22 protein-coding genes, 6 tRNA genes and 1 pseudogene are annotated in these 25,489 nt (G+C 32.7%); 7 read left to right on the top strand and 22 right to left on the bottom strand.

Going from position 1 to position 25,489, the window contains the following annotated elements; all coding sequences use genetic code 11:
- Positions 1 to 308 precede the first annotated feature (308 nt).
- The 6 genes and pseudogenes from KA894_RS12175 to KA894_RS12150 all read right to left on the bottom strand — a co-directional run bounded on the left by KA894_RS12175 (position 309) and on the right by KA894_RS12150 (position 6,376).
- A complete protein-coding gene (locus KA894_RS12175; RefSeq protein WP_096808751.1) occupies positions 309 to 1,679 on the bottom strand; it encodes an EVE domain-containing protein in 1,371 nt (456 codons plus the stop codon).
- Positions 1,680 to 1,750: 71 nt separating this feature from the next.
- Positions 1,751 to 2,731 (bottom strand): annotated as a pseudogene (locus KA894_RS12170) (YeiH family protein).
- Positions 2,732 to 2,939: 208 nt separating this feature from the next.
- On the bottom strand, positions 2,940 to 3,170 hold the full coding sequence (locus tag KA894_RS12165) for a hypothetical protein (RefSeq protein WP_096808749.1): 231 nt from the start codon (positions 3,168 to 3,170) through the stop codon (positions 2,940 to 2,942).
- A 23-nt stretch (positions 3,171 to 3,193) separates the two neighbouring features.
- The gene (locus KA894_RS12160; protein WP_103373706.1) at positions 3,194 to 4,132 is read right to left on the bottom strand and encodes a type I phosphomannose isomerase catalytic subunit; all 939 of its coding nucleotides are present in this window, start codon (positions 4,130 to 4,132) and stop codon (positions 3,194 to 3,196) included.
- A 556-nt stretch (positions 4,133 to 4,688) separates the two neighbouring features.
- Positions 4,689 to 5,387 carry a FadR/GntR family transcriptional regulator gene (locus KA894_RS12155; protein WP_096808747.1) on the bottom strand — a complete coding sequence of 233 codons (699 nt, stop codon included), beginning with the start codon at positions 5,385 to 5,387 and terminating at the stop codon, positions 4,689 to 4,691.
- A 329-nt stretch (positions 5,388 to 5,716) separates the two neighbouring features.
- A complete protein-coding gene (locus KA894_RS12150; protein WP_096808746.1) occupies positions 5,717 to 6,376 on the bottom strand; it encodes an SDR family oxidoreductase in 660 nt (219 codons plus the stop codon).
- A gap of 187 nt (positions 6,377 to 6,563) precedes the next feature.
- Between KA894_RS12150 and KA894_RS12145 the strand changes: the two genes are divergently transcribed.
- Both KA894_RS12145 and czrB read left to right on the top strand, forming a co-directional pair.
- On the top strand, positions 6,564 to 6,827 hold the full coding sequence (locus KA894_RS12145; RefSeq protein ID WP_174221777.1) for an ArsR/SmtB family transcription factor: 264 nt from the start codon (positions 6,564 to 6,566) through the stop codon (positions 6,825 to 6,827).
- 17 nt (positions 6,828 to 6,844) lie between these two features.
- Positions 6,845 to 7,795 (top strand): CDF family zinc efflux transporter CzrB, encoded by a 951-nt coding sequence (czrB, locus tag KA894_RS12140; RefSeq protein ID WP_096808744.1) that lies wholly within the window; start codon positions 6,845 to 6,847, stop codon positions 7,793 to 7,795.
- Between the two features lie 141 nt (positions 7,796 to 7,936).
- Here czrB and KA894_RS12135 read toward each other — a convergent pair whose 3' ends face one another.
- Complete coding sequence (locus KA894_RS12135; RefSeq protein ID WP_096808743.1) at positions 7,937 to 8,668, bottom strand: metallophosphoesterase family protein; 732 nt, start codon at positions 8,666 to 8,668, stop codon at positions 7,937 to 7,939.
- Positions 8,669 to 8,799: 131 nt separating this feature from the next.
- Between KA894_RS12135 and KA894_RS12130 the strand changes: the two genes are divergently transcribed.
- Positions 8,800 to 9,888 (top strand): hypothetical protein, encoded by a 1,089-nt coding sequence (locus tag KA894_RS12130; protein ID WP_108909225.1) that lies wholly within the window; start codon positions 8,800 to 8,802, stop codon positions 9,886 to 9,888.
- Between the two features lie 96 nt (positions 9,889 to 9,984).
- Here KA894_RS12130 and KA894_RS12125 read toward each other — a convergent pair whose 3' ends face one another.
- From KA894_RS12125 to glmS, 5 genes are all read right to left on the bottom strand, one after another.
- Positions 9,985 to 10,836: an HAD family hydrolase gene (locus KA894_RS12125; RefSeq protein WP_210133989.1), complete on the bottom strand. Its 852-nt coding sequence runs from the start codon at positions 10,834 to 10,836 to the stop codon at positions 9,985 to 9,987.
- 50 nt (positions 10,837 to 10,886) lie between these two features.
- Positions 10,887 to 11,687, bottom strand: a complete 801-nt coding sequence (locus KA894_RS12120) for an ABC transporter ATP-binding protein (RefSeq protein WP_096808740.1) — start codon at positions 11,685 to 11,687, stop codon at positions 10,887 to 10,889.
- Between the two features lie 31 nt (positions 11,688 to 11,718).
- Positions 11,719 to 11,820 (bottom strand): DUF2200 family protein, encoded by a 102-nt coding sequence (locus KA894_RS14815; protein ID WP_255201769.1) that lies wholly within the window; start codon positions 11,818 to 11,820, stop codon positions 11,719 to 11,721.
- A 113-nt stretch (positions 11,821 to 11,933) separates the two neighbouring features.
- Positions 11,934 to 12,074, bottom strand: a complete 141-nt coding sequence (locus KA894_RS14810) for a DUF2200 family protein (RefSeq protein ID WP_250644972.1) — start codon at positions 12,072 to 12,074, stop codon at positions 11,934 to 11,936.
- 256 nt (positions 12,075 to 12,330) lie between these two features.
- Complete coding sequence (gene glmS, locus KA894_RS12110) at positions 12,331 to 14,136, bottom strand: glutamine--fructose-6-phosphate transaminase (isomerizing) (protein WP_115342018.1); 1,806 nt, start codon at positions 14,134 to 14,136, stop codon at positions 12,331 to 12,333.
- A gap of 655 nt (positions 14,137 to 14,791) precedes the next feature.
- Between glmS and KA894_RS12105 the strand changes: the two genes are divergently transcribed.
- From KA894_RS12105 to KA894_RS12090, 4 genes are read left to right on the top strand one after another with little or no spacing between them, the layout of a single operon-like run.
- On the top strand, positions 14,792 to 16,318 hold the full coding sequence (locus KA894_RS12105) for a PTS mannitol transporter subunit IIBC (RefSeq protein WP_103373039.1): 1,527 nt from the start codon (positions 14,792 to 14,794) through the stop codon (positions 16,316 to 16,318).
- Between the two features lie 37 nt (positions 16,319 to 16,355).
- Positions 16,356 to 18,389, top strand: coding sequence for a BglG family transcription antiterminator (locus KA894_RS12100; RefSeq protein WP_096808737.1), 2,034 nt, complete (start codon positions 16,356 to 16,358; stop codon positions 18,387 to 18,389).
- 5 nt (positions 18,390 to 18,394) lie between these two features.
- Positions 18,395 to 18,829 carry a PTS mannitol transporter subunit IIA gene (locus KA894_RS12095; RefSeq protein WP_096808736.1) on the top strand — a complete coding sequence of 145 codons (435 nt, stop codon included), beginning with the start codon at positions 18,395 to 18,397 and terminating at the stop codon, positions 18,827 to 18,829.
- The gene (locus tag KA894_RS12090) at positions 18,829 to 19,932 is read left to right on the top strand and encodes a mannitol-1-phosphate 5-dehydrogenase (protein ID WP_119488194.1); all 1,104 of its coding nucleotides are present in this window, start codon (positions 18,829 to 18,831) and stop codon (positions 19,930 to 19,932) included. Before KA894_RS12095 ends, KA894_RS12090 begins: the two co-directional genes overlap by 1 nt.
- A 386-nt stretch (positions 19,933 to 20,318) precedes the next feature.
- Here the strand turns inward: KA894_RS12090 and glmM are convergent, their stop codons facing one another.
- The 10 genes from glmM to KA894_RS12040 all read right to left on the bottom strand — a co-directional run bounded on the left by glmM (position 20,319) and on the right by KA894_RS12040 (position 25,458).
- Positions 20,319 to 21,674: a phosphoglucosamine mutase gene (gene glmM, locus KA894_RS12085; protein WP_103373151.1), complete on the bottom strand. Its 1,356-nt coding sequence runs from the start codon at positions 21,672 to 21,674 to the stop codon at positions 20,319 to 20,321.
- 26 nt (positions 21,675 to 21,700) lie between these two features.
- Positions 21,701 to 22,633 carry a CdaR family protein gene (locus KA894_RS12080; protein ID WP_096808733.1) on the bottom strand — a complete coding sequence of 311 codons (933 nt, stop codon included), beginning with the start codon at positions 22,631 to 22,633 and terminating at the stop codon, positions 21,701 to 21,703.
- Between the two features lies 1 nt (position 22,634).
- Complete coding sequence (gene cdaA, locus KA894_RS12075) at positions 22,635 to 23,441, bottom strand: diadenylate cyclase CdaA (RefSeq protein ID WP_096808732.1); 807 nt, start codon at positions 23,439 to 23,441, stop codon at positions 22,635 to 22,637.
- A 234-nt stretch (positions 23,442 to 23,675) separates the two neighbouring features.
- Positions 23,676 to 24,581, bottom strand: coding sequence for an arginase (gene rocF, locus KA894_RS12070; RefSeq protein ID WP_096808731.1), 906 nt, complete (start codon positions 24,579 to 24,581; stop codon positions 23,676 to 23,678).
- Positions 24,582 to 24,962: 381 nt separating this feature from the next.
- Positions 24,963 to 25,035, bottom strand: a tRNA-Lys gene (locus KA894_RS12065).
- Positions 25,036 to 25,038: 3 nt separating this feature from the next.
- A tRNA-Gln gene (locus KA894_RS12060) sits at positions 25,039 to 25,113 on the bottom strand.
- Between the two features lie 4 nt (positions 25,114 to 25,117).
- Positions 25,118 to 25,201, bottom strand: a tRNA-Tyr gene (locus KA894_RS12055).
- A gap of 18 nt (positions 25,202 to 25,219) precedes the next feature.
- Positions 25,220 to 25,295: transfer RNA gene (locus KA894_RS12050), tRNA-Val, on the bottom strand.
- 13 nt (positions 25,296 to 25,308) lie between these two features.
- A tRNA-Glu gene (locus KA894_RS12045) sits at positions 25,309 to 25,380 on the bottom strand.
- 3 nt (positions 25,381 to 25,383) lie between these two features.
- Positions 25,384 to 25,458: transfer RNA gene (locus tag KA894_RS12040), tRNA-Asn, on the bottom strand.
- Positions 25,459 to 25,489: the final 31 nt, after the last annotated feature.

Here is a 25,489-nt window from a genome sequence, read left to right as displayed (position 1 = left end):
GATTCAACTTTATGCATTTACATTTCTATTATATCCTAAATTGATAAAAATAAATCATTAAATATATTATACCCATATCTCTTATATATTGTCAGCGGCTAATGAAGCTAAATGAAAAGGTCTAGGACACCCATTTTTTAAAACGCGTTTGTTAACTTAATAAGTAGAAAGTATCCGAGAGACCGCTTGACTTACTTCTCTCTATAACTAAAAATTAGCTACGAGAAAATCTATCATCATAGATTTCGTCATAGCTAATCTCAGCATATGTTATATTTTCAACATTTTTTATTAACAATCTGGGCGCGTTATGAATCTTGGTTTACTTTAACGATTCTTGTATATTTTAAAAACTGTTCTGTGTACTTTTGTTTTATTTCGTTTAAACTGTCGTATGTGATGCCAACAATATGCCAATTAGGATTAAAATGATAAAATGAGTCTCTTTTTCTAGACCATTTAATCATACTTCCATCTCGATTGTATCTTGGTAAGGTCATCTCATAACCTTCTAATACGTTAATAAACGTTTGAAAGATATCAGGGTCGATACGGTTAAAATTATCTATGACTAAGTAACTTTTATCATTCCTAGGCATGAGACTTGTAATAAAACCTTCTCTATAATATAATGCTCCCGCTTCGTTTGGTAAGTATTTGCCATAAAGCATGTCTTCTGTAAAATCAGGGTGTCCAGCTGTAATCACTGGGTTGGCATTTGTCTTTTGTAATAAGTTTTCTGCAGCTTTTAATCCTTCACCTTTATCAACAACTAAAAGTATGAATGGCTTGATATCATCTTCAGATTTATCAATAATGTAGTCACTTTTAACTGCTTCAAACTGTGATTTCATCCCATCATTTTCGCTCATTTCAAGTATAGCTTCAAACTGAGCACGAGACATACTAGCAATCGCTTGTTTGGCATTTTCTTGTAAATAATATAAATTCTTTAATTTAGGATGTTTATTTAATGTACTTAATGTTACAGGCTCGATTTCTTTTTCAAAATAAACTTCAATAGCAGTACTATTTGTACGCCCAGGGATTGGCGATTTTTCATGAATGTGTTGACTCACTTCTCCAATACCAATCACTGATTGATCTCTATGTTTATTATAAAAGACTAATAGGTCACCAATTTCTAGTTGGGTATAAAAATGATAACCGTTTCGTTTGATTCCGTTATATGTGTGTGTGTAAATCGTATTGTATGAATTAGGCTCAAACTCATGTTCTTCTGACATAAAGAAGTACCTAGGAATTTTAGTTTCACCTTTTCCTAAACTCACAATTAATTCAAATTCATTTTGCGTGATTTGGTTAAATAATTTTTCTTTCATATTGCTTATTCGAAACTCTAACTGTTCACTTCTTTTTAAATAATCAGTAGTTAAAGGCTTCAACTGTTCCAATAATTCGAAATGAACGCGTATTTTATTTTGAGCGCCTGACTGTACACTAGTGATCTCCCCAAATCCAAGTAAGCCTGTATCCATTTGTACTTGGTAAAATATAACTTTATCTCCAACTTTAGCTTGTTTAAAAGACCGGAAACCCTGTGACGGATTAAATTGTGCACCTGATTCAAATAATGTCGTTTGACCAACTAAGGGTTCGTTATGATTCCAGCGATTATACCCGCAATTTAACCAAAAATAACTTGTTTCCTCTGCCATTTAGATACTCCTTATCTCATATAAAAATTCTATTTTCTCATTATATTCAAAAAAATGCTCTCAAACAATTATTATAATAAATGAACCAATTTCATTGATATTAAACTTGTTACAATTACAACTATCCATGTCACTAAACCTAATAAAATTGGTTTTGCGCCGGCTTTTCTAAATTGTCTAAAATTAACACTCAAACCTATGCCTGCCATTGCCATCGTAATTAAGAATAATGATAATTGCTGGAATATATTAATAACAGTAGGCGAAAAATTAAAAATTGTACTAATTATAGAAGCAGCAATAAACCAAACAATGAACCATGGAAATATCTTCGTAATTGATGTATCAGTTTGTTTTGATTTTTCTTTACGGATTGTTCTATATGTAAAAAATAATACTACTGGTACGATCATTAACGTACGTGTTAATTTTACGATTGCACCCGTTTCCAATGCCGTGCTTCCATAGTTTGATGTTGCAGCTATCACACTGGATGTATCATTTATGGCTGTGCCACCAAAATAGCCAAATGCAGTTTCTCCCATATTTAATAAATGACCGAGTGGTGGAAATACAAAAACTGCTATTAAATTAAATAAGAATATTGTTTAAATAGCAAATGCTACTTCATTTTCTTTAGCTTTAATGACTGGGCTTGTTGCTGCAATAGCAGAACCACCACAAATAGATGTGCCTACGCCAATGAGAATACTTAAATTTTCATTTATTTTAAATACTTTCATTAAAAGATACACTACAATAAATGCAGCTAATAAAGTAATAATAATAATTGGTAATGATTTCCAACCAATAGCGCCTATCGATTTAAAGCTTAATGTAAACCCAAGCACAATAATGCTATAATGCAATATTTTTTTACTGCTAAATTGGATTCCAGCCTGATACTTTTTAGGTATTTCAAAAATATTATTTAAAAGGATCCCGATGACAATAGCAAATATTGCACTTCCCACTACAGGAAACTTACTTCCCATAATTGTTGCAACGAGTGCAATTACAAAAGTCATGATTATACCTCTAGTTTTCGGCATTTAGGCCACCTCCAATTTAAGTTCTATTTTACCACAAATATTTTAACACTAAAGAAAAATCCTTACTATTTTAAAGTAGTTTTAGTAGATTTAATCCTCAAACACACATCTATATTCTTGTATTTTTAATATATACTTAATTCGTTTATCAAAGCTTGCCCATAAAAAAAGTACCTTTTACTAAAAGTAAAGATACTAAATTTATTAATTATTGTGCGAGCGTTAACGCACCCATAATCGGCATGAAATTGATTAAAACACCACCGAATTTTAATAATCCATTTATCTCTTTGTTAGGTATCGTTATTAATGCAGCAATGATACCGATGATACCAATCATAACTGGTAAAAATAATGAAGGAAAAATAGGTAATTTTAAAAATATACCTGCACCAGCTAACATACCGCATATTAATGATACATATAAATATTTATACATTTTGAAACACTCCGTTTTATTATCTATAAATAACTAATAATTAGTTCATAATCGCCTTCAAAAATAGTATCTAAATCATCTGAAGTTAAAATGAAATTCTGACCTTGTGTTACATTATAAACATCGCCATCAATGATTACTTGCCCTGCTCCTTTTAGGATTGATACTAATACAAATTCTCTAGGTTTCATATAATTTAATGTGCCTGAAATTTCCCACTTAACCATTGTAAAAAAATCATTCGATACCAGTTGGATACGCTTATGATTTTCAATAATTTCTGTATCAGTTGCTATATTAATATTTTCTTGAGTAACCTCTACCACCGCTTTAGCTTTCTCTTGATTTAAACTTCGCCTGTCATTTGTTTCTTTTTCTCTATCAAAATCGTAGACACGGTATGTAACATCTGAAGATTGCATCGTTTCATACACAAGTACGCCAGCGCCAATTGAATGAATCGTCCCTGCAGGTATAAAATAAAATTCACCTGGTTGCACTTTTACTCTATTAAATAACTGGTCATAATTTTCGTCATCTATTTGTGCCATAGCGTTTTTTTTAGAATCCGCATTCGTACCATATATTATTTCCGCTCCTTCTTCAGCATCTATAATATACCAACATTCTGATTTACCGTATTGACCGTTTTCATGTTCATAAGCATATGCATCGTCTGGATGAACGTGTATTGATAAAGCTTCTTTGGCATCTATAATTTTCGTCATCAGTGGAAATTCTTGGCTTGGAAAATCACCAAATAATTCTCTATGGTCATGCCAAACTTTGTCTAGTGTCTGTCCTTTATAAGGTCCATTCATTACTTCACATCTACCATTTGGGTGTGCTGAAATTCCCCAAGCTTCTCCAATATTATTAGTAGGCAAATCGTAACCTAGTTCTTTTAACTTAGTGCCGCCCCATATTTTTTCATGTAATACTGGCTTTAAAAATAACGGCATCCATCACACCTCCAAACTTTCTTATCATAAATTTTAATTTAAAATTTATTTTTGAAATAAATATATACCGTATCATTTACTATTAGAATTTAATCTTGATTCAAAGAACTATTGAAATTGTATCATATATGTTGACGCATTATAAACTGTCACTCCAACGTTTTGTTATATTCAAATCATTAATTATTATATCAATTCTTTAAATGGAGTGGTAGTTTAATTAATGCTGTTCAATTACATTCTCATAAATTTAACAATAAAATTATATAATTGTTATAAATTTTTTCGAATAAATACTTGCCATCTAATCATATTTGACATTATAATATGGTTAGAGTTAATCATTGACTCTGATTCTTTTACATATAAGGTAATGAATTATGATTATTTGGAAAAGTTGATTCCTTTTTCAAAATAAAAATTTGCAATAAAAGCCCAAACTTTTTTAGTTTGGGCTTTTTTATGTTTCTCAAATTTAAACAACTAGTGCAGTAAAATTCAAATTGATGGAAAGCGTTAAAATGCTCGACAACTACAAACGTTAGATGATCCCAGCCTACTTTTCTTTAAAGTTAGCTAATATCGTTTCTTTAACTTCGAATAAGTGTGACTGCATTGCTTTCACTGCTTGTTCATCGTCTCGGTCAGCAATTGCATTATAAATAACCACATGTTCTTCTAGTAATTTATTCATAGTCTTTTGTTTACTATAAATAAATATTTTCCTTGTTTCTTTCATAGAATCTTGCATTAGTTCTGAAATATTATTTAATAACTCTACTAACAAAGAATTATTGGCTGCTTTTGCAATCGCCAAATGAAACTCTAAATCAGCTCTTTCACCTGATGTTCCGTCAGTTATAGCTTCACCCATTTCATTTAAAGCAGTTTTTAATTCAACCAAGTCCTCTTCAGTATGGTGACAAGCAGCCATTTTAACTGTTGCACCTTCAACAATTTCTCTTAATTCTAATAATTCTTTTATTTGAACTAACGACGTAAATTTATCTCCTAATTCAAAAAACGTTGGTTCTACTTGTTTTACAAACGTACCATAACCTTGTTTAATTTCTAATACACCTATTGTTCTCAATGCATTCAGTGCTTCTCTCACCGATGCCACGCTTACACCATAATGTTGACTTAGTTTTTGTATAGATGGTATTTTATCGCCGACTTGATAGTCACCTGTTTTGATGCTCTCCAATAAATTATCTGCAACTTGCTCATAAATTTTACTGTTTGAAATCTTCATAGTTACCTCCAAACGATATCTATTATTATACCAAATTTTCTCAATAAAATTTATTAAAAGTTATAGATATTTTAAATAAAATAAAGACGAGACAGAAATCATTTGATTTTAAATGATTTCATTATCCCGCCCTGGAAAATATGATTCGAAATATAACCCTTGGCACAAAGTCTTTATATAAGAATTACTAACTCAAAAACAATGTATACAAGAGACAAGTCTTTTAAAAGTTTAATATAAATGTAGTTTCATTTCAGTTAACCAATATCAATACTATACTTAAGACTAAGACATTATATTTCCAATCTTATGGTTAAAAATAACTACTATTATTTATTTTTAAAATCAGTTAAGGCTTGTGGAATATCTTTTTCACCACTAACAATTTGGAATTCAGTATTTAAATAATCGTCAGTAGTCACAACTTCTTTCAACACTGAAGCAACATCTTCTCTTGGAATAGTGCCTCTGCCTTCAAAAAAGGCGCCTACTTCAATTTTATTTGTCCCGTCATCGTCTAGTAAGCCACCAGGATGAATAATTGTATATGGTATCGTTGCCTGTTTTAAATATTCATCTGCATAATGTTTTGCAATTGTATATGGCTTCAAATCGCCGCTTGAATCAAACGCTTCTCTTCTTGAATCATACGTTGACACCATAACAAATTGTTGCGCTTTATTCGCTTCGCTCGCTTTAATCGCTTTCACAGCACCATCTAAATCTACAATAATTGTTTTATCTGCACCTGTACTACCACCTGAACCTACAGAAAAAACTATTCGGTTGTAGCCTTTAAATTTTTCAGTCAGAGATTGGACATCATCTTTTTCAACATCTATTAACGTTGCGTTAATATTTTTTTCTTTTAATTGCTCTACTTGTGCTTCTTTTCTTACACCAGCTGTAAAATCTTCACCTTCAGCCTTTAATTGCTCTATTAAATAATGACCAACGCCACCATTTGCTCCAATAACTAAAATACTCATACTTTAAACCTCCTCTAAAAATTCGATTACTTAAAAGTCTACCACTTTTGTAGGTGTTTAAAACTAAAATGCATTATCTATTGACACTAGCAAAGAACCATATTAAGATATGAATATATATTAATATATTCATATAAAAGGGGTGCATTTCTTGGAATCATCTATCAATACAGAAACTTTAAATCACATGACTGATATATTTAAAGCCTTAAGTGAAACAAACCGTATACGCATCATGCATTTATTATCACAAAGTTCAAGTAGTGTCGGTCATATCGCACATACTTTGAACATGAGTCAGTCCAATGTCTCTCATCAATTACGTATATTAAAACAAGCCCACTTAGTAAAATCAAATCGGGATGGTCAATCGATGATATATGCAATTGATGATACACATGTAACCACCTTATTAAAACAAGCAATTCATCATGCTAACCACAAATTATAAGAAAGGTGATGTCATATATGTCTCAATCTGAACATAATCACTCACACAATCATACACATGGCCATGTACACACCAATAATAAAAAAATATTGCTCATCAGCTTTCTCATTATAGGCATTTTTATGATTGTCGAAATCATTGGCGGCTTTGTAGCTAATAGTTTAGCTTTATTATCTGATGGTTTACACATGTTTAGTGATACAATCTCATTAGGCGTAGCTTTACTTGCTTTTATCTATGCCGAGAAGCATGCTACCAAAAATAAAACGTTTGGGTATAAACGTTTTGAAATTTTAGCAGCCTTATTTAATGGCGTAACTTTATTTGTTATTGGTATCTTTATTATCTTTGAAGCGGTGGATCGTTTCTTTAACCCAATGACAGTCAAATCAGCCGACATGCTTATTATTAGTACTATTGGCTTAATTGTTAATATTGTTGTTGCTACTTTAATGTTTAAAGGAGGCGACACGCATCATAATATAAATATGCGCGGTGCTTTTCTCCATGTTATTGGCGATTTATTAGGCTCTGTCGGTGCGATTGCAGCAGCTATTCTTATTTGGTTCTTTAACTGGACGATTGCTGACCCTATTGCAAGTATTATTGTGTCTCTACTTATTATAAAAAGCAGTTGGGGTATAACGAAATCTTCTATCAATATTTTAATGGAAGGTACACCAAGCGATGTAAATATGAATGAAACCATTAATACTATTACAAACGAACCACAAATAGTAAATGTACATGATTGTCACATTTGGACCATATCAAATGAGATGAACGCGTTAAGTTGTCACGCTGTAGTGCCAAACGACATGACCATTGAAGAAGGAGAACAGCTTTTAAATCGGCTCGAACATCGATTAGAACATCTCAATATCCAACATATGACCATTCAATTTGAAACGCCGCATCATAAACATGATGATGATACATTATGTTCAGCAGTTTATGCAGGAAAATAATTATTGCTAAACGCTTAAATATCCACTTCATATTAAAAAAGTGACTAGATTTATATGCTTATATCAAGCTTTTTAAATCTAGTCACTTTTTTCTATTCAATGCAATACTATAAATATGATTATTATCTAATATGTTGTTAGTTATAAAAATTTATCAAATATGAGTTCTTTAGCTGGTACTTGTTTTTCTTTAAAACCTCTTAAAAATTCTTCGTTATCATAAGGTATTTTCACACGTTCAAAGGAAATTTCATTTTCATCAATAGTAACAATACCATATACAGCGTAAGCGCCATTATTTAAACCTACAGATCCAGGATTAAAATACACTTTTGATTTGTCATCAAACAAATGAACTGTATGATTATGACCAAAAACAATTAAATCTGCGTCTTTATCCTCGAAAAGTGATTTAATATTTTCTTCGGTCGGTTCTACAATAGGACTAAAAGGTTGTCCATCGATTGGTGTATCTAATTTGTCATTTGGAATTTCATAATGTATAAACATTACTTTTTTATTATTTAGCGTCTTTTCAATCACACGGGGCAATGCGTTTAATTTGTCATAATAATCTTCATCTAAATGGCTTTCAATCCATTGGTGATGTTCATAAAACTTATCTTTTAAGTCTTCAGGGTAAGGCGTATCATTTACAATTGACATAACCGCTTCATCATGATTGCCTGCAATGATTTCCATATCATCTCTTTCAAATATTTCATCAAGTACTTTATTCGTTTCATGACCGACACCGATATTATCGCCTAAATTATATATTTTTTTAATATCTTTTCTACTATCAATATCATCCAACACTGTGTCTAAAGCATCAAAATTGCCATGTACATCAGTAAGAATTGCAAATTTCATGATGATATCTCCTTTCAACATTTTCTCATTTGGATATTTTAACATTTTATAGCCATTTTGTTACCTATTAATTTTAAAATCTTCAATTTTTTGATATCGTATTCTTATCACTAAAAAGGAGTGCTTAAAATTTGTTTAAATTTCATAAACTAGCGTTACAAAATGCAAAACCGCAAAATGCTAAAATTTTACTTTTTACAATTGTAAGTTTTATCATATTGTTTGCTTTGACTGTGCTAACGTTTATACCAGTACAACCAGCAATCTATAAATTTCTAATGTCAATGGCTATGCAACAACCTATTGGAAGTGCAATATTCACATTAGTATTATCGTTATTGATTCCATTAGTTGTTTTTATATTTGTTGGTTATCAACTTATTGCTGGAACTATATACACTATAGACAATGCAATTAATAAAGACAAGGTTAAATTTAAAGATTTATTTTCAATTTTTAAAAAAGGCAAATATGCTAAATCATTAAAATTATCTTTAATCACATTGCTATTTATTATTATTATATTAATACTTAATATTTTAATCGGTAAACTACTACAGTTAGGCATTGTGCAATTATTTACAGCATTACAAGGGCCGTTAAGCAGTTCCGATCATGCGCTTGGATGGTCGTTAACATTCCAAATTATCGCTGCTACATTACAAATATTTATATTATCATTTGTATATTGGTTCTTTGCAATCTTAATTATTAATTACACTTTATCTTTTGTTAAAAATCCTAGCGTTGGTGCTTGGTCAACAGTTAAACGTGGCTTTAAAGCAATTAAAAATGGTAATAAAACATGGTTTAAATTCTATCTAGGTATTTTACTATTAAATTTAATTGTTATTATTTTAGCAAATCCAGTTAGTCAGTTAATTTCAATAAGTACTGGCAGCATCTCACAAACGGTAGCTATGACAATTATTTATATCGTATCTGTAATTGTAATTATTATAAGATTATTTGTATACTACACAAACTTATTAGCAATTATACAATACTATAATAAAAATGGTGAAAAGATAGATAAATCAGAAATAACTAAAGCTAAAACTTCAGAGCAATCTAATCAAACAGATAAAGTTACAAATAGTGTAAACAACACAACTGAAAAAACTAAGTCAAATATCGAGCGTACATCAGACAATATTCAAGATACAGCTAAAGAAAAATCTTCAGATGTAAAAGATCAAATTGATAAGAAAAATGACTAATTAAAATAAAGAAACGGGTCAGAAACCATTAAATAATTGGGATTTCTGACCCGTTTCTCGTTTTCGTATTATGTTGAACTATATAACACTTATATTCTATAAGAAATGTGTTTTTAAGTATAATGCTGCCCCGTTTTCTTCATTAGTAAGTGAAGTGACATCATCAGCTAAAACTTGTATTTCTGGTCTTGCATTCTTCATTGCAACAGTGTAATTACCAAATGCAAACATAGCTCTATCATTGTCACTATCGCCTATCACTAGTGTCTCTTCTTGTTTTATATCAAAATGGTCTATCATTTCTTTAATTCCAGTACCTTTATCAATACCAAAAGCCATCGTTTCTGCATTAAAGCGAGAAGAATTCGATACACTTATTTGAAGCGATGATTGATCTTCCATTAATTGATTACGAAATTGTGTAATCTTGTCATAATCTGGTGAGAATAAATAAATTTTTGAAAATGATGTATGAGGAATAGTAGACTCCCAATCAACTTTTTCTACTATAGAAGCTCTTCTTGAAGTCCATTCGCTATATCCCACGTTTCCTGGCGGTGTTGGTTGAGCAAATAAAGCTTCTGCCCACGCTTTGTCTTCATTAAGAATAATTCGGTCACGGCCAAATGAAAAAACTTCATAATAAATCTCTTGTTCTTTCGCCCTTTTCACAATTTCATTTACTGTTTCAAAAGATAAGCTATGCTTAAATATTATTTCATTTTGCACAACACCAAAAGTACCGTTAGAACTTATAATGCCATCTACTGCAAACCCTTTAGGTACAAGATAACCAATTTCATCATGTGCCCTACCAGTCGCTAAAAATACTTTATACCCACAATCTCTTAACGTTTGAATAATCTCTGCTGTTTCAGAATCTACACGATTATCTTTATGTAAAATTGTGCCATCCATATCTAAAAATATTGCTTTCACATTATCCATTTAAACAAGTCCTCCATCAAGTATTATCGTCTTAAATTATGGCATGTAATCTATTTTTCTGCAATCTTCTCTTCATTTAAAAATAATGCATAGCGTTCATCATGATACGTTATGTTAACATTTCTTTTAAAAAAAGAACTTAATGTATGACTATTGAGTATTTCAGTAATTGACCCTTGTTTAAAAGTTTTGCCATTTTTTAATAAAAATCCGTAATCTATATCTTTAGTAATTTCTTCTACAAAATGTGTAACATAAATAACAGCTAATTGAGGATTTTGTCTATATAATTGCGTCAATGCACTTAATAAATCTTCTCTAGCAATAAAATCTAAACCAGAAGCCGGCTCATCTAAAATTAATAACTTAGGGTCCCCCATCAATGCTCTTGCTATCAAAACTTTTTGACGTTCTCCAGTAGAAAGATATCCATAATATTGATTTTCAAAGTGAGACATCCCCATTTGTTTTAAATACTGCTTTGCCGTATTTTCATATTGCTGTGGCACCTCTTGGAATACACCAATAGATTTAAATATACCACTGATTACAACATCTAAGACAATTTCTCCATCTTGAAAGCGATCCATTAAACTATTGGATACGAATCCAATTTGGTTACGCACATTATCTGCAGAATATCCTTTTTTACCTGGTTTCATACCGAATAATGTCATCTCTCCAGAGGTATTAGGCTCATATGCATTTAAAATATTTAATAGTGTTGTCTTGCCTGCGCCATTTAACCCATAAAGCATCCATTTTTCTCCTTCATTTATTTGCCAACTAACGTCTTTGATAATTTCATTTCCCTGTTTTCTTCTTGCAATATGTTTCAAATCAATAAGCATAAATAAATTCCCCTTTTAAAACTTTAAATTATTATTCGTTCACTCTAAATAGCTTTGTTAGTGTTTTTCCTTTGGTTAATTCATCGATTATTGTATTTAAACGCCTGATTGCTTTCATTATCGAATTTTCCATAAGTTCAACACTTATCCTACAAACGACGCCACGCATTTTAGTTCTGTCAGAGTTTAACTAAAGTGCTCGTTTAATAAATATTTCATATGTCATACCATCTTCAATTAGAGCATTTAATTGCGCTTGGTGTAACCAGTCATCCAATGTATAATTTCATTTACTCCATCTTGCGTTCTACCTTTTTTCTTAGCTTTTCTAACTAAATGAGGATAAACTTTTCCAAATTTCATATTATAAATATTAGGTTTAGTCATTAAATGCGCTTTTCTTTAATTGCTCATAGTAAACTATATTTTAACATAAATAAACAAGGTTATTTTCATAAAATTCTGTTAATAATAATAAAATTTTATGTATTAAAAAAGCAGGAATAAAATCATCATTCGATTTTATTCCTGTCTTATATTATACTCCATAATTTATTCAGAAGTTATCTTTTCATAATAAATTGCCAATAGTTGAACTTCTTAGATTTCATCTCTATTAGCAAACTAGTAAAAGATTCAGCATTTATTCAACTGTGACAGATTTAGCTAAATTACGTGGTTTATCCACATCTAAATCTCTGTGTAAAGCTGCATAATAAGAAATTAACTGCATTGCAACAACAGCTACTAACGGTGTTAATAGTTCATGTACATGAGGGATGACATAAGTATCTCCATCTTTATTCAATCCATCCATTGAAATAATACATGGATTTGCGCCTCGCGCTGCAACTTCTTTTACATTACCACGAATAGAAGGATTAACATTTTCTTGTGTTGCTAAGGCGATCACTGGCGTGCCTTCTTCGATTAATGCTATTGTACCGTGTTTTAACTCTCCGCCTGCAAACCCTTCTGCTTGAATGTAAGAAATTTCTTTTAATTTTAATGCGCCTTCTAAACTAACATTATAATCTATTGTACGACCAATAAAGAATGCGTTTCTAGTTGTTTCTAAGAAATCTGTCGCAATTTGTTCCATAACATCTGCATCATCTACGATTGTTTCAATCGCCGTAGTCACTTTTGCAAGTTCACGTAATAGCGCTACGTCAGCTTCTCTACCATGTTCTTTAGCTACAATTTGTGACAAGATTGAAAGCACTGCAATTTGTGCTGTATAAGCTTTTGTAGATGCAACAGCAATTTCAGGTCCTGCATGTAACAGTAACGTATGATCCGCTTCACGTGATAATGTAGAACCTGGAACATTTGTAATTGTTAATGATTTATGACCTAGTTTTTTAGTTTCTACTAAAACAGCACGGCTATCAGCTGTTTCACCTGATTGTGAAATATAAATAAATAATGGTTTTTCTGAAAGTAGCGGCATATTATATATAAACTCTGAAGCTACATGTACTTCTGTGGGTACGCCAGCCCATTTTTCTAAATATTCTTTACCGACCAATCCTGCATGATAACTTGTGCCAGCAGCAATAATATAAATTCTATCTGCATTAGCCACATCTCTTGTAATATCTGCATCCATTTTCAGATTACCTTCATCATCTTGATATTCTTGAATAATACGGCGCATTACTGCTGGTTGCTCATGAATTTCTTTTAACATGTAATGATCATAGACACCTTTTTCAGCATCTGCAGCATCAATTTGTGCAGTATATGCTTCTCTATTTTGAATGTTACCCTCTTGGTCTTTAATAACCACTTCGTCTCGTTTTACAATAACAATTTCATGATCATGAATTTCTTTATATTGATTTGTGACTTGTAACATTGCAAGCGCATCTGAAGCAATAACATTAAAACCATCACCTACACCAATTAATAGTGGTGATTTGTTTTTAGCCACATACATAGTATCTCTATCTTGACTATCAATTAAGCCTAATGCGTAAGAGCCCTCTAATAAAGATACGACTTTGGTAAATGCAGCTTCTGTAGAAAGACCTTTATCTGAGAAGTATTCAACTAATTGAACGATAATTTCTGTATCCGTTTCAGATAAGAATGTAACATTTGATAAGTACGCATCACTTAATTCTTCGTAATTTTCAATCACACCATTATGCACTAAAGTAAATCGGTTGGTCGCAGATTGGTGAGGGTGTGAATTTTCATAATTGGGTACACCATGTGTTGCCCAACGTGTATGACCAATACCTACGTTGCCATCAATATCTTCACTGTCTGCAACTTTTCTAAGTTCTGCAATGCGCCCTTTTGATTTAAATACATTTGTACCTTCATCATTAACAACGGCGATACCTGCAGAGTCATAACCTCTATATTCTAACTTTTCTAAACCTTTCAACAATAATTCTTTGGCATTATCATGCCCTATATATCCAACAATTCCACACATATACATATTCCTCCAATGTAATGGTGACGGGTATTGAACGTTCGGCGTATAGGAACCTGTTCAATATAAAATAGGCCAATTCAAATAAATTCCTTTTATTTGTTCAATAACAAGGAATAACAAAATAGGCACAGAAATCCCATCCACCTTATAATTTTAATTTTTATTAAATTTGGCTATCTTATTAACTTTGTGCACTAGGTCGCCCTAATGTTTTCCTTAATAAGTTTACGAATGAGCCACATCCGGGATAGCATCCGCCGATGGTTCGATAACTATCCTCCTCGTCTACAAGCTTCAATCTCACGTCTATTAAGATTTCTGTTTTAAACCTTAAATATTCAACATTTAACCGCTTCACTTGCACAGGCGCTTTGATTAAGTTACTCGAAACTATCCTCCTTTCTTCAATATTATTAATTGTACAATGTATTTAAGCCTAAATGCAAATTTTTTATAAATATACAAGTTAAATTCTATTTTTTAATGATTAACGAACGTCTTTAAAATCCAAAACCTTCCATATATTTGCACCATTTAATAGTCATAAACTTGTCAAACACACTGTGCCAAATTTGAAATTACTATTTGTTGTTTATTTATGAAAATAGACCTACAATGTACTTACAAATAAAGAGAAAAAGAGGTGCAAATTATGTCACAAACAGATACTCAAGACAAAAAGGGTATAGGCCGTAAAGTTCAAGCTTTTGGTTCATTTTTAAGTAGTATGATTATGCCAAATATTGGTGCATTTATCGCATGGGGCTTTATCGCTGCAATCTTTATTGATGGCGGTTGGTGGCCAAATAAAGATTTAAGTGAATTAGCTGGCCCGATGATCACTTATTTAATACCTCTATTAATTGCCTATAGTGGTGGGCGTTTAATTCACGAAATGCGTGGCGGTATTATCGCAGCTGTAGCAACAATGGGTGTGATTGTAGCATTACCTGATACGCCGATGTTACTTGGCGCAATGATTATGGGCCCACTCGTTGGTTGGTTAATGAAGAAAACAGATGAATTTATTCAACCAAGAACCCCACAAGGTTTTGAAATGTTATTCAATAACTTTTCAGCTGGTATTTTAGGCTTCATTATGACAATCGTTGGTTTTAAAGTACTAGCACCAATCATGGAATTTATCATGCACATTTTATCAGTAGCTGTTGAAGCGTTGGTACATGCGCATCTACTTCCATTAGTAAGTATTATCGTAGAACCTGCAAAAATCGTTTTCTTAAATAATGCAATTAACCATGGTGTATTCACACCACTTGGTGCAGACCAAGCAGCTTCTGCAGGCCAATCTATTTTATATACAATTGAATCAAATCCTGGCCCTGGTTTAGGTGTATTAGTTGCTTATATGATATTTGGTAAAGGAACAGCTAAAGCAACTTCATATGGCGCAGGTATTATTCATTTCTTAGGTGGTATTCATGAAATTTACTTCCCTTATGTATTAATGAGACCATTGTTATTTATCGCTGTAATCTTAGGTGGTATGACTGGTGTAGCAACTTATTCATTAGTAGACTTTGGGTTCAAGAGTCCAGCATCTCCAGGCTCATTTATAGTTTACATGCTCAATGCCCCTAAAGGTGAATTCTTACACATGATTATTGGTGTAGCGCTTGCTGCGATTGTTTCATTTATAGTTTCATCTATCATATTGAAATTCACAAAAGAAACTGAAGATATAGAAACAGCAACAGAGAAAATGGAAGCATCAAAAGGTAAAAAATCAAGTGTATCTTCTAAGTTAACAGGGAATAATGAAGAAAGCACAACTGCCACTACAAGCACTACAGAAAATGACGAAGCCCAATCAGAAGATGATTTACTAGATAATTATGATACTGAAAATGTAGATGCACATGATTATAGTAAAGTAAACCACGTTATCTTTGCTTGTGATGCAGGTATGGGATCTAGTGCGATGGGTGCAAGTATGTTACGTAATAAATTTAAAAAAGCTGGTGTACAAGATGTAGATGTTACTAACACTGCTATTAATCAATTACCTAGCGACGCCCAACTTGTCATTACTCAGAAAAAATTAACTGACAGAGCGATTAAACAAGTTCCAAGCGCAATTCATATTTCAGTTGAAAATTTCTTAAATTCACCGAGATATGATGAATTATTAGAAAACCTAAAAAAAGAAGATAACTAATTACTCACTATAAGAAATTGTACTGGAGGGTATGGCTATGTTTTTGAGTACGCGTGAAAAAGAAATTATCGAAATGTTAATTAAGTATCACGGTCAATATGTCACGATTTATGACATTGCTCAACATTTAGCTGTATCCTCTCGTACTATTCATAGAGAATTAAAATCTATAGAATTATTTTTGGAACACTTCAACATTACTTTAGAGCGTGTCACTAAAAAAGGATTACAATTATCGAGTAATCAACAAGCTATTCGAGCATTAAAAAAAGAATTACTTCAACAAAATACGATCGACCTATCACAAGAAGAACAAAAAGTAATTATTTTGTACGCACTCATTCAGGCCAAAGAACCAATCAAGCAATATGGCTTGGCTCAAGAAATTGGTGTTTCCACTCAAACTTTAGCTAAATTACTAGACGAATTAGATACAGAACTAGCACAATATCAATTATCACTACAGAAAAAACGTGGTGAAGGGATTCACCTATATGGCGCTGAATCTAAAAAAAGAGAACTGTTAAGTCAATTAATGGTCAATAACTTAAATAGTACGAGTGTCTACTCGGTAATTGAAAATCACTTCGTGTATCAATCGATTAATCAATCACAATTACCAATGGTTGATATCGATAAAATTTTCCAAGTAGAACGAATTCTAATGGACCATTTAGGCCAACTACCCTATTCTTTAACAGAATCTAGTTATTTAACACTGACTGTACACATCGTACTTAGTATTGATCGAATGCTTAAGGGAGAATATGTAGCTTTAAATGAAGATATCTATAACAGCGTCAAAGATACCTTTGAGCATCAAATTGCATCAGCTTTAGCATTACACCTGGAACACATATACGGTGTTGCGTTCAATCAGGCAGAAATAACTTTTATCACAATTCATTTACGTGGCGCTAAACGTAAAGAATCTACTGAAGTATTTAAAAACCAAAAAGACCAAGATCTAATTGAACAACTCATTCAACATGTATCAAACGTATCTCAGCAAACATTTAAAGATTGGAAAACATTAAGTGAAGGTTTGAAATTGCATATCATACCTGCAATCAACCGTCTAAATGCCAACATTGAAACATACAATCCTTTAACAGATATGATTAAACACAAATACCCAAGACTATTTGAAAGTGTTCATCAAGGCTTACTTAAAACTTGGCCAAACTTTAAATTTCCAGATAGTGAAATTGCATTTATCGTCTTGCATTTTGGTGGTGCAATTCAAAAGCAAGCAACACCATTTTATAAGGTGCTTGTCGTTTGCAGTAGCGGTATCGGTACAAGTCGTTTACTCGCTACACGATTACAACAGACTTTTAGTGAAATTCAACAAACAGTCCAAGCATCTGTTGGTGAGCTGAATTCAATCGATTTTGACCAATATGACGCTATTATTTCAACAGTTAATTTAGATACTAAATCACCCTATTTAACAGTTAATCCATTATTACCAGACGCAGATATAAATCATGTAGCTGCTTTTCTAAATACGCAACAATATAATAAATCTCAAATGCAAATGGTTGACGACACAAATACAACTATTTCAAATCCTGAGTATCAATTGAATTATATTCGTAAAGGTTTAGAAGTAATAGATTCTGTTTATATAGATTATACAAATATTACAAATTGGATTACTTATTTAACAAACCAATTATTAAAACATCAAATTATTGATGATGAACAGTCATTCGCTGATCTTATTAAGCAACGAATGGAGGTACAGAGTTTTGTTTTAGATCCCTATCCCATAGCAATGCCACATATTAAAAGTGATTTAATACAAAAACCATTTATTTTAATTACCATCTTAGAGAAACCTCTGTCGCTTAATAATAATCAAAATGATAGTATTTCTGTAACATATTTATTAAATATGTTTATCCCCCCAGATGATACCATGGCACAACTTGTCAGTGATTTATCTGGTAAAATGGCAGAATATCTTGATGATATTGATCATTTTATGGAAAAGCCTGAACAATTATTAGTGTTTTTAAAACAAAGTTATTTGAAACAACTACAAAATCAATTAAACATGGAGTGAATAATATGAGCGAATTATTTAGCAATGACAATATTTTTATTAACCAAACGGTAGAAGATCAAAATGAAGCAATTGAAAAAGCAGGGCAAGCATTAGTTTCAACTGGTGCTGTCACAGAAGATTATATTCAAGCAATGAAAGATCGCGAACAAGTTGTTACTACTTTTATGGGTAATGGCTTAGCAATCCCACATGGTACAGATGAAGCAAAAACAAGTGTACTAAAATCTGGTTTAACTTTAATCCAAATTCCTGAGGGTGTAGATTGGGATGGAGAAGAAGTTAAAGTCGTTGTTGGTATTGCAGGTAAAGATGGGGAACACTTAGACTTATTATCTAAAATTGCGATTACATTTAGCGAAGAAGAAAACGTAGAACGTATCATTAACGCGTCTTCAGCAGAGGAGATCAAACAAGTATTTGAGGAGGCTGACGCATAATGAAAGCATTACATTTTGGTGCTGGTAACATTGGCCGAGGCTTTATAGGTTATATTTTAGCTGATAATGATATTAAAGTTACATTTGCAGATGTTAATGCTGAAATTATCGATGCTTTAGATGCTAAACATGAATATGACGTTATCCTAGCAGATCAAGCACATACAACGACTCGCGTGCATAATGTGGACGCCATCAATTCAGGACAACCTTCTGAAAGTTTAAAACAAGCAGTATTAGAAGCGGATTTAATTACTACTGCAGTAGGCGTCAATGTTTTACCTATTATTGCCAAAACATTTGCGCCCTATTTAAAAGAAAAAGAAACCCCAGTAAACATTGTTGCTTGTGAAAATGCAATTATGGCAACGAATACTTTAAAAGATGCGATATTAGATATCACTGGCCCTTTAGGTGATCACATCCATTTTGCAAACTCAGCAGTTGATAGAATTGTTCCTCTACAAACCAATGAGCACATTTTAGATGTGGTAGTTGAACCTTTCTACGAATGGGTCGTAGAAAAAGATGCATGGTTTGGTCCCGAATTAAATCATATAAAATATGTTGAGAACTTAACGCCATACATTGAAAGAAAGTTATTAACAGTAAACACAGGGCATGCTTTCTTAGCTTACGCTGGTAGATTTTTTGGCCAACCAACCATTTTAGATGCAGTGAAAGATGCTCATATTAAACATGATTTAGAACGCGTACTTGAAGAAACAAGCCAATATATTACAAATCAATTTGATTTTACAGTGGCAGAACAAGCACAATATGTTGAGAAAATCATCGAGCGTTTCAAAAACCCTAATCTTTCAGATGAAGTAACACGTGTAGGACGTGGAACAATCCGTAAAATTGGACCACAAGATAGAATTGTTAAACCATTAAATTACTTATATCAGAATAATTTAGAACATGACGCTTTAGTTAAAGCTGCTGCGTTACTTCTAAAATACGATGATACAAATGACCAAGAAACAGTAGAAAAAAATGACTATGTTAAAGAACATGGCATCGAAGCATTCTTAAAAGATTATGCTAAAATTGATGACCAATTAGTTGCTGAAATCGTTAAAGCTTACAATGTACTGTAATAATATAATAATACAACGTAAGTATCGAGATGGACCTAAACACCCTATTTAAAGTAAGAGGGTAAAACATAAATATCTAGTCTCAAAATAAGAGAGCTAATCCGTAATGGATTTAGCTCTTTTTTAATTTTAAAATCATAACTGAAATTAAACAAGATAGCGATACAAATTGTGCAGGAGTTATTAAAAAAAATATATTTGTCTAATCTAATCATATAGCTTAATAGATGAAACACAAGATGTCGTTGTTCCTAAAATTAAAGTTACTATCCAAATACTATTTGTATAGCTTATAAATCATTTTCAATAGTAAAAAACTGCCAACACAGTTACTCATACAAAAATTTGTAACTGCGTTGACAGCATCATGTTATTTAATAATTATCTTATTCATTTAAACCCATTTTTTCTTTTACTACATCAGCAATCGTTTGCGCATAACGTTGTGCGTCTTCGTCAGTTGCTGCTTCAACCATGACTCTTACTAATGGCTCTGTTCCTGAAGGTCTAACTAATATACGCCCTTCTCCATTCATGTCTACTTCAACTCTTGTCATGACTTCTTGGACATCTATATTTTCTTCTACGCGGTATTTGTCTGTAACACGAACGTTAACCAAGGATTGTGGATATTTTTTCATTTGTTTTGCAAGTTGACTTAGACGCTTACCAGTCATTTTAATAATACTTGCTAACTGAACGCCTGTTAATAAACCATCACCAGTCGTATTGTAGTCCATTAATACAATATGGCCAGATTGTTCTCCACCTAAGTTATAATCTCCCCTACGCATTTCTTCAACAACGTATCGGTCTCCAACTTTTGTTTTATTAGATTGAATACCTTCATTTTCGAGAGCCTTATAGAAACCTAAATTACTCATAACTGTTGATACAATCATATTATTGTTTAATTCTTGGTTTTTACTCATCGCTTGGCCAATAATAAACATGATTTGGTCGCCATCAACAACATCACCGTTTTCATCAATAGCAATCAATCTGTCACCATCACCATCAAACGCTAAACCAAAATCACATTCTTCTTCAACGACTTTTTGTGCTAATGTTTCTGGGTGCGTGGAACCAACATCGTCATTTATGTTATATCCATTGGGGTTACAACCTACAGTTACAGTATCAGCCTCTAAATCCCCAAATAAAAATGGTGCTAATGATGACGTAGAACCATGTGCGCCATCTAGAGCGATTTTCATACCATCTAAGTTAACATCAATAGTTGATTTTAAATAACTTATATACTTCTGTGCGCCTTCGAAGTAATCAGAATAATGTACAATGTCTTCGCCTACAGGGCGAGGTAAATCTGGATTTTCTTGATCTAATAATTGTTCAATTTCTTCTTCTTGATCATCAGATAACTTAAAACCATCTGACCCAAAAAACTTGATACCATTATCTGGTACAGGGTTATGAGAAGCAGATATCATGACACCTAATTCAGCTTCCATTTCTCTAGTTAAATATGCTACACCTGGTGTTGATATGACGCCTAAACGCATGACTTCCGCACCAATAGAAATCAGCCCAGCAATCAATGCAGATTCAAGCATTTCACCAGAAACACGAGTATCCCTACCAACTAGTACTTTGGGATGTTTTTCACCTTCATTATGTGCTAGCACGTATCCACCGAAACGTCCTAATTTAAAGGCAAGTTCGGGCGTTAATTCTTTATTTGCAACGCCCCTTACGCCATCTGTACCAAAATATTTTGCCATGATTTATATCTCCTTTATTAAAAAATCTATTTAATAGTAATTTTTGCTGTCGTTTCTTTCGGATTCACCTTTGAAACATCTTCTGGTAAGTTAAAATTAACATTCCTGTCTGTTGACTCTGTAACGCCATCTAAATCCACTTCAGCAGTTATTTCATCAATGCCTTGAATGTCATTTCTATTACCAAATATTTCAACTTCATCATCATCTAATTTAATATCATCTAAATCTTTACCATTAGGTAAAGCACCTACAGCTTTCGTTTTAACTTTAACATTTTTGCTATAGTCTTCTACTTTGACACTTAAATTAACTTCATTTGGTTGTATCAACACGTTAATCTTATTAAGTTTTCTGTCAAAAGCTGTGATACGTGCAATATCTGTAGTATCTTGAGTGATTTTATCTTTATCTTTAAACGTAGCTTTTAAATATGCAATTTTATCAATTTGCTTACGACCACCAGTCACTTTAACTGTTTCAGGTGACACACTTTGATCACTTACTTTATAGTTAGGATCTAAATCATTGCTGCTAACATCAGGTTCTACTTTGAGCTTTTTAGTCACTTTTTCTTCAAGACTTACTGCTGCTTCTTTCGGCTTAACAGTATAATCAATATCTTCATTTAAACCATTTACTTGAAATTGTGTAGTATGTTTTCCAGCTTTTTTATTACCTAAATCGAGCACAGCTTTAACATTATCACTATTTTCAGCTTTTAGAACTTGAGACTGTGGCCCAGATATTTCTACATCCACTTTGCTAGGTACATCGCTAGCATATAATGATTTGCTATCATACTTAACTTGAACTGGGACATCTTGCAATGTTTCAGTCGACTTTTGTCCTAATTGATCTGCGTTGAAGATATTACCAAACATATTGTTTACTGATAAGAAAAACACAAGTGCTAATACAAAAGCAATTAGTCTTAATCCCCATTTACTTTCTAACATTTTAATTCACACCTTTCTTTTGAAAGTGTGTGCCAAACCAATGTTCAGCTAATAATTCTTCAAATGCTTCATTAGAAATGTCTTTTCTTAATTTTCCATCAAATGTGACAGAAATAGATCCTGTTTCTTCAGAAACTACCACTGTAAATGCGTCTGAAACTTCAGAAATACCTACTGCAGCCCTATGTCTAGTACCTAAACTTTTAGCGATTTTAGCACTATCAGATAATGGTAAATAACTTGCAGCACTTGCGATTTTATTTTCTTGGACAATCATCGCACCGTCATGTAAAGGCGTATTAGGTATAAACACATTGGTTAATAATTCTTGAGAAATGTCAGAATTCATAGGGATCCCTGTTTCTATATAATCTTGTAATCCTGTTTCTTTTTCAAAGACTATTAACGCGCCTATACGGCGTTTAGCCATATACTGTACTGCTTTTGAAACTGACGAAATAAGTTTATCTTCATCACTATTTAAACTCGTTGAATAACGTTTAAATAAACTGCCTCTGCCAAGCTGTTCCAAAGCACGTCTGATTTCAGGTTGGAATATAACGATTAAAGCTAATACACCCCATTGTATCACTAAATCAAACAAACGAGATGTAGCTGTTAAATTTAACATTTTACTCACTTGTTGGCCGATTACAATTACGACAATACCTTTAAGTAATTGAATCGCTTTTGTACCTTTAAAAACTGTGATGAGAAGATAAAGTACATACCATACTATGAGTAAGTCGAGTACGCCTGCAATTATTTTGACCGTACTCCAATCATCAAAAAAGTTGGATAAATCCATAACATCTCCTCCGGTTATCTGTTCCCATGTTATATATTATACCAATCATAACGTCAACTGTCATATTAAGTATAAAATTTTGAAATAAAAATTAATGTTTTATTAAAAGCAAAAAGCGAGACAGAAATCATATTTAAAATGACTTTGCTGTCCCGCCGCGTAAGAGCGCTTAGAAAAAGTAGTATTTTACGTTTTTAGAAGATATGATCTCTATCTTGAACTTAGTTGTAGTTTCTACAATAATGTTTCACCAAAGAAACTACCTACTAAGCATACAGCTTGCTTCGCCGTATCATTATTATGATCAATAAGTGGATTAACCTCTACTAAATCCATAGAAGTAATACATTTAGAATTATGTAATAATTCTAATGCAAAATGACTCTCTCTGTACGTTAACCCACCAAGCACTCTAGTACCAGTACCTGGCGTTTCCACAGGATCTAGCGCATCTACGTCAAGTGACAAATGGATGCCATCTGTTTTAGTTTGTAAATACTCAATCGTGTCTTCAATCACTTGTTTAATACCAAAACGATCAACTTCAGCCATTGTATATGTTTTAATATCATGTTCTTTTATGTAACGTCTTTCTCCTTCGTCTAAATCTCTCATGCCGATAAGCACAATGTTTTCAGGTTTAATTTTTGGTGAATAATTTGAGATATTAACCAAACGCTCATCACCTTCGCCTGCAAGTACACGTAATGGCATACCGTGAATATTTCCTGACGGCGACTCTTCAGGGATGTTTAGGTCACCATGTGCGTCATACCATATAATACCTAGGTTTTCGTAGTGCTTACTAACGCCTGATATAGAACCAATAGCGATTGAGTGATCTCCGCCTAAAATAAGTGGAAAATGATTATTTTCAATACTGTTAGAAACTGCATCACTCAACGTGTTTGATGTTTCTATAATTTCTTCTAAATTACGTAATCCTTTTTGCTCTGAATTAAATTTTTCCAAATCGATTTTAGGTACCGTAATATTACCAGAATCTTTCACATTTAGCCCTATTGCTTTAATACGTTCCTCAATACCTGCATATCGAATTACATCTGGACCAAGGTTAACTCCTAATTTTCTTTGACCATATGTGGATGGCGCCCCAATAATTTCTACTGTTTTATTCATTTTTAAAACCCCTTTGTTGTCATATGTTTCTAGAATAATCTAAAGAATTCAACATTTCAAGGATTGCTAAAACAGCATTTTTTCTTCGATTGGCCATTCTTACATATAAAATCAATAAAGTGGTTTATCATTCAACATAAACCCTTTTACTATCGATTTCATTATTTTATTAGTCAATAAAATGTATAAATAAATATGCAAATTTTATTTGTATGCTTTACGCTATTTCTAACTAACACTGAGAATATAGCATTCACTTTCTCTTTGATGATATGTTTATATATTAAAAAATAGTTAAAAAGAAATCATATTTTTCTAAAATGAGTTCGTTGTTATAATATATAACAAAAAAGCACTTCTCTTTTGAGAAGTGCTTCATAGTGAGCCATAGTGGGCTCGAACCACTGACCCTCTGATTAAAAGTCAGATGCTCTACCAACTGAGCTAATGGCTCTAATGGCTGGGCTAGCTGGATTCGAACCAGCGCGTGACGGAGTCAAAGTCCGTTGCCTTACCGCTTGGCTATAGCCCATAAATGGTGGAGGGGGGCAGATTCGAACTGCCGAACCCGAAGGAGCGGATTTACAGTCCGCCGCGTTTAGCCACTTCGCTACCCCTCCGTACTATTAAATTAACGATGGTGGAGGATGACGGGTTCGAACCGCCGACCCTCTGCTTGTAAGGCAGATGCTCTCCCAGCTGAGCTAATCCTCCAATATGTAATAAATGACCCCGACGGGACTCGAACCCGTGTTACCGCCGTGAAAGGGCGGTGTCTTAACCGCTTGACCACGGGGCCATATGGCTCCACAGGTAGGACTCGAACCTACGACCGATCGGTTAACAGCCGATAGCTCTACCACTGAGCTACTGTGGAATAATGATATATTGCCTGGCAACGTCCTACT

The organism is Staphylococcus sp. GDY8P131P (genome assembly GCF_017891975.1).
Taxonomy (GTDB): Bacteria; Bacillota; Bacilli; order Staphylococcales; family Staphylococcaceae; genus Staphylococcus; species Staphylococcus nepalensis.
Note: the sequence above shows the minus strand (reverse complement) of the source record. Positions and strands in the feature narration are given on the sequence as shown.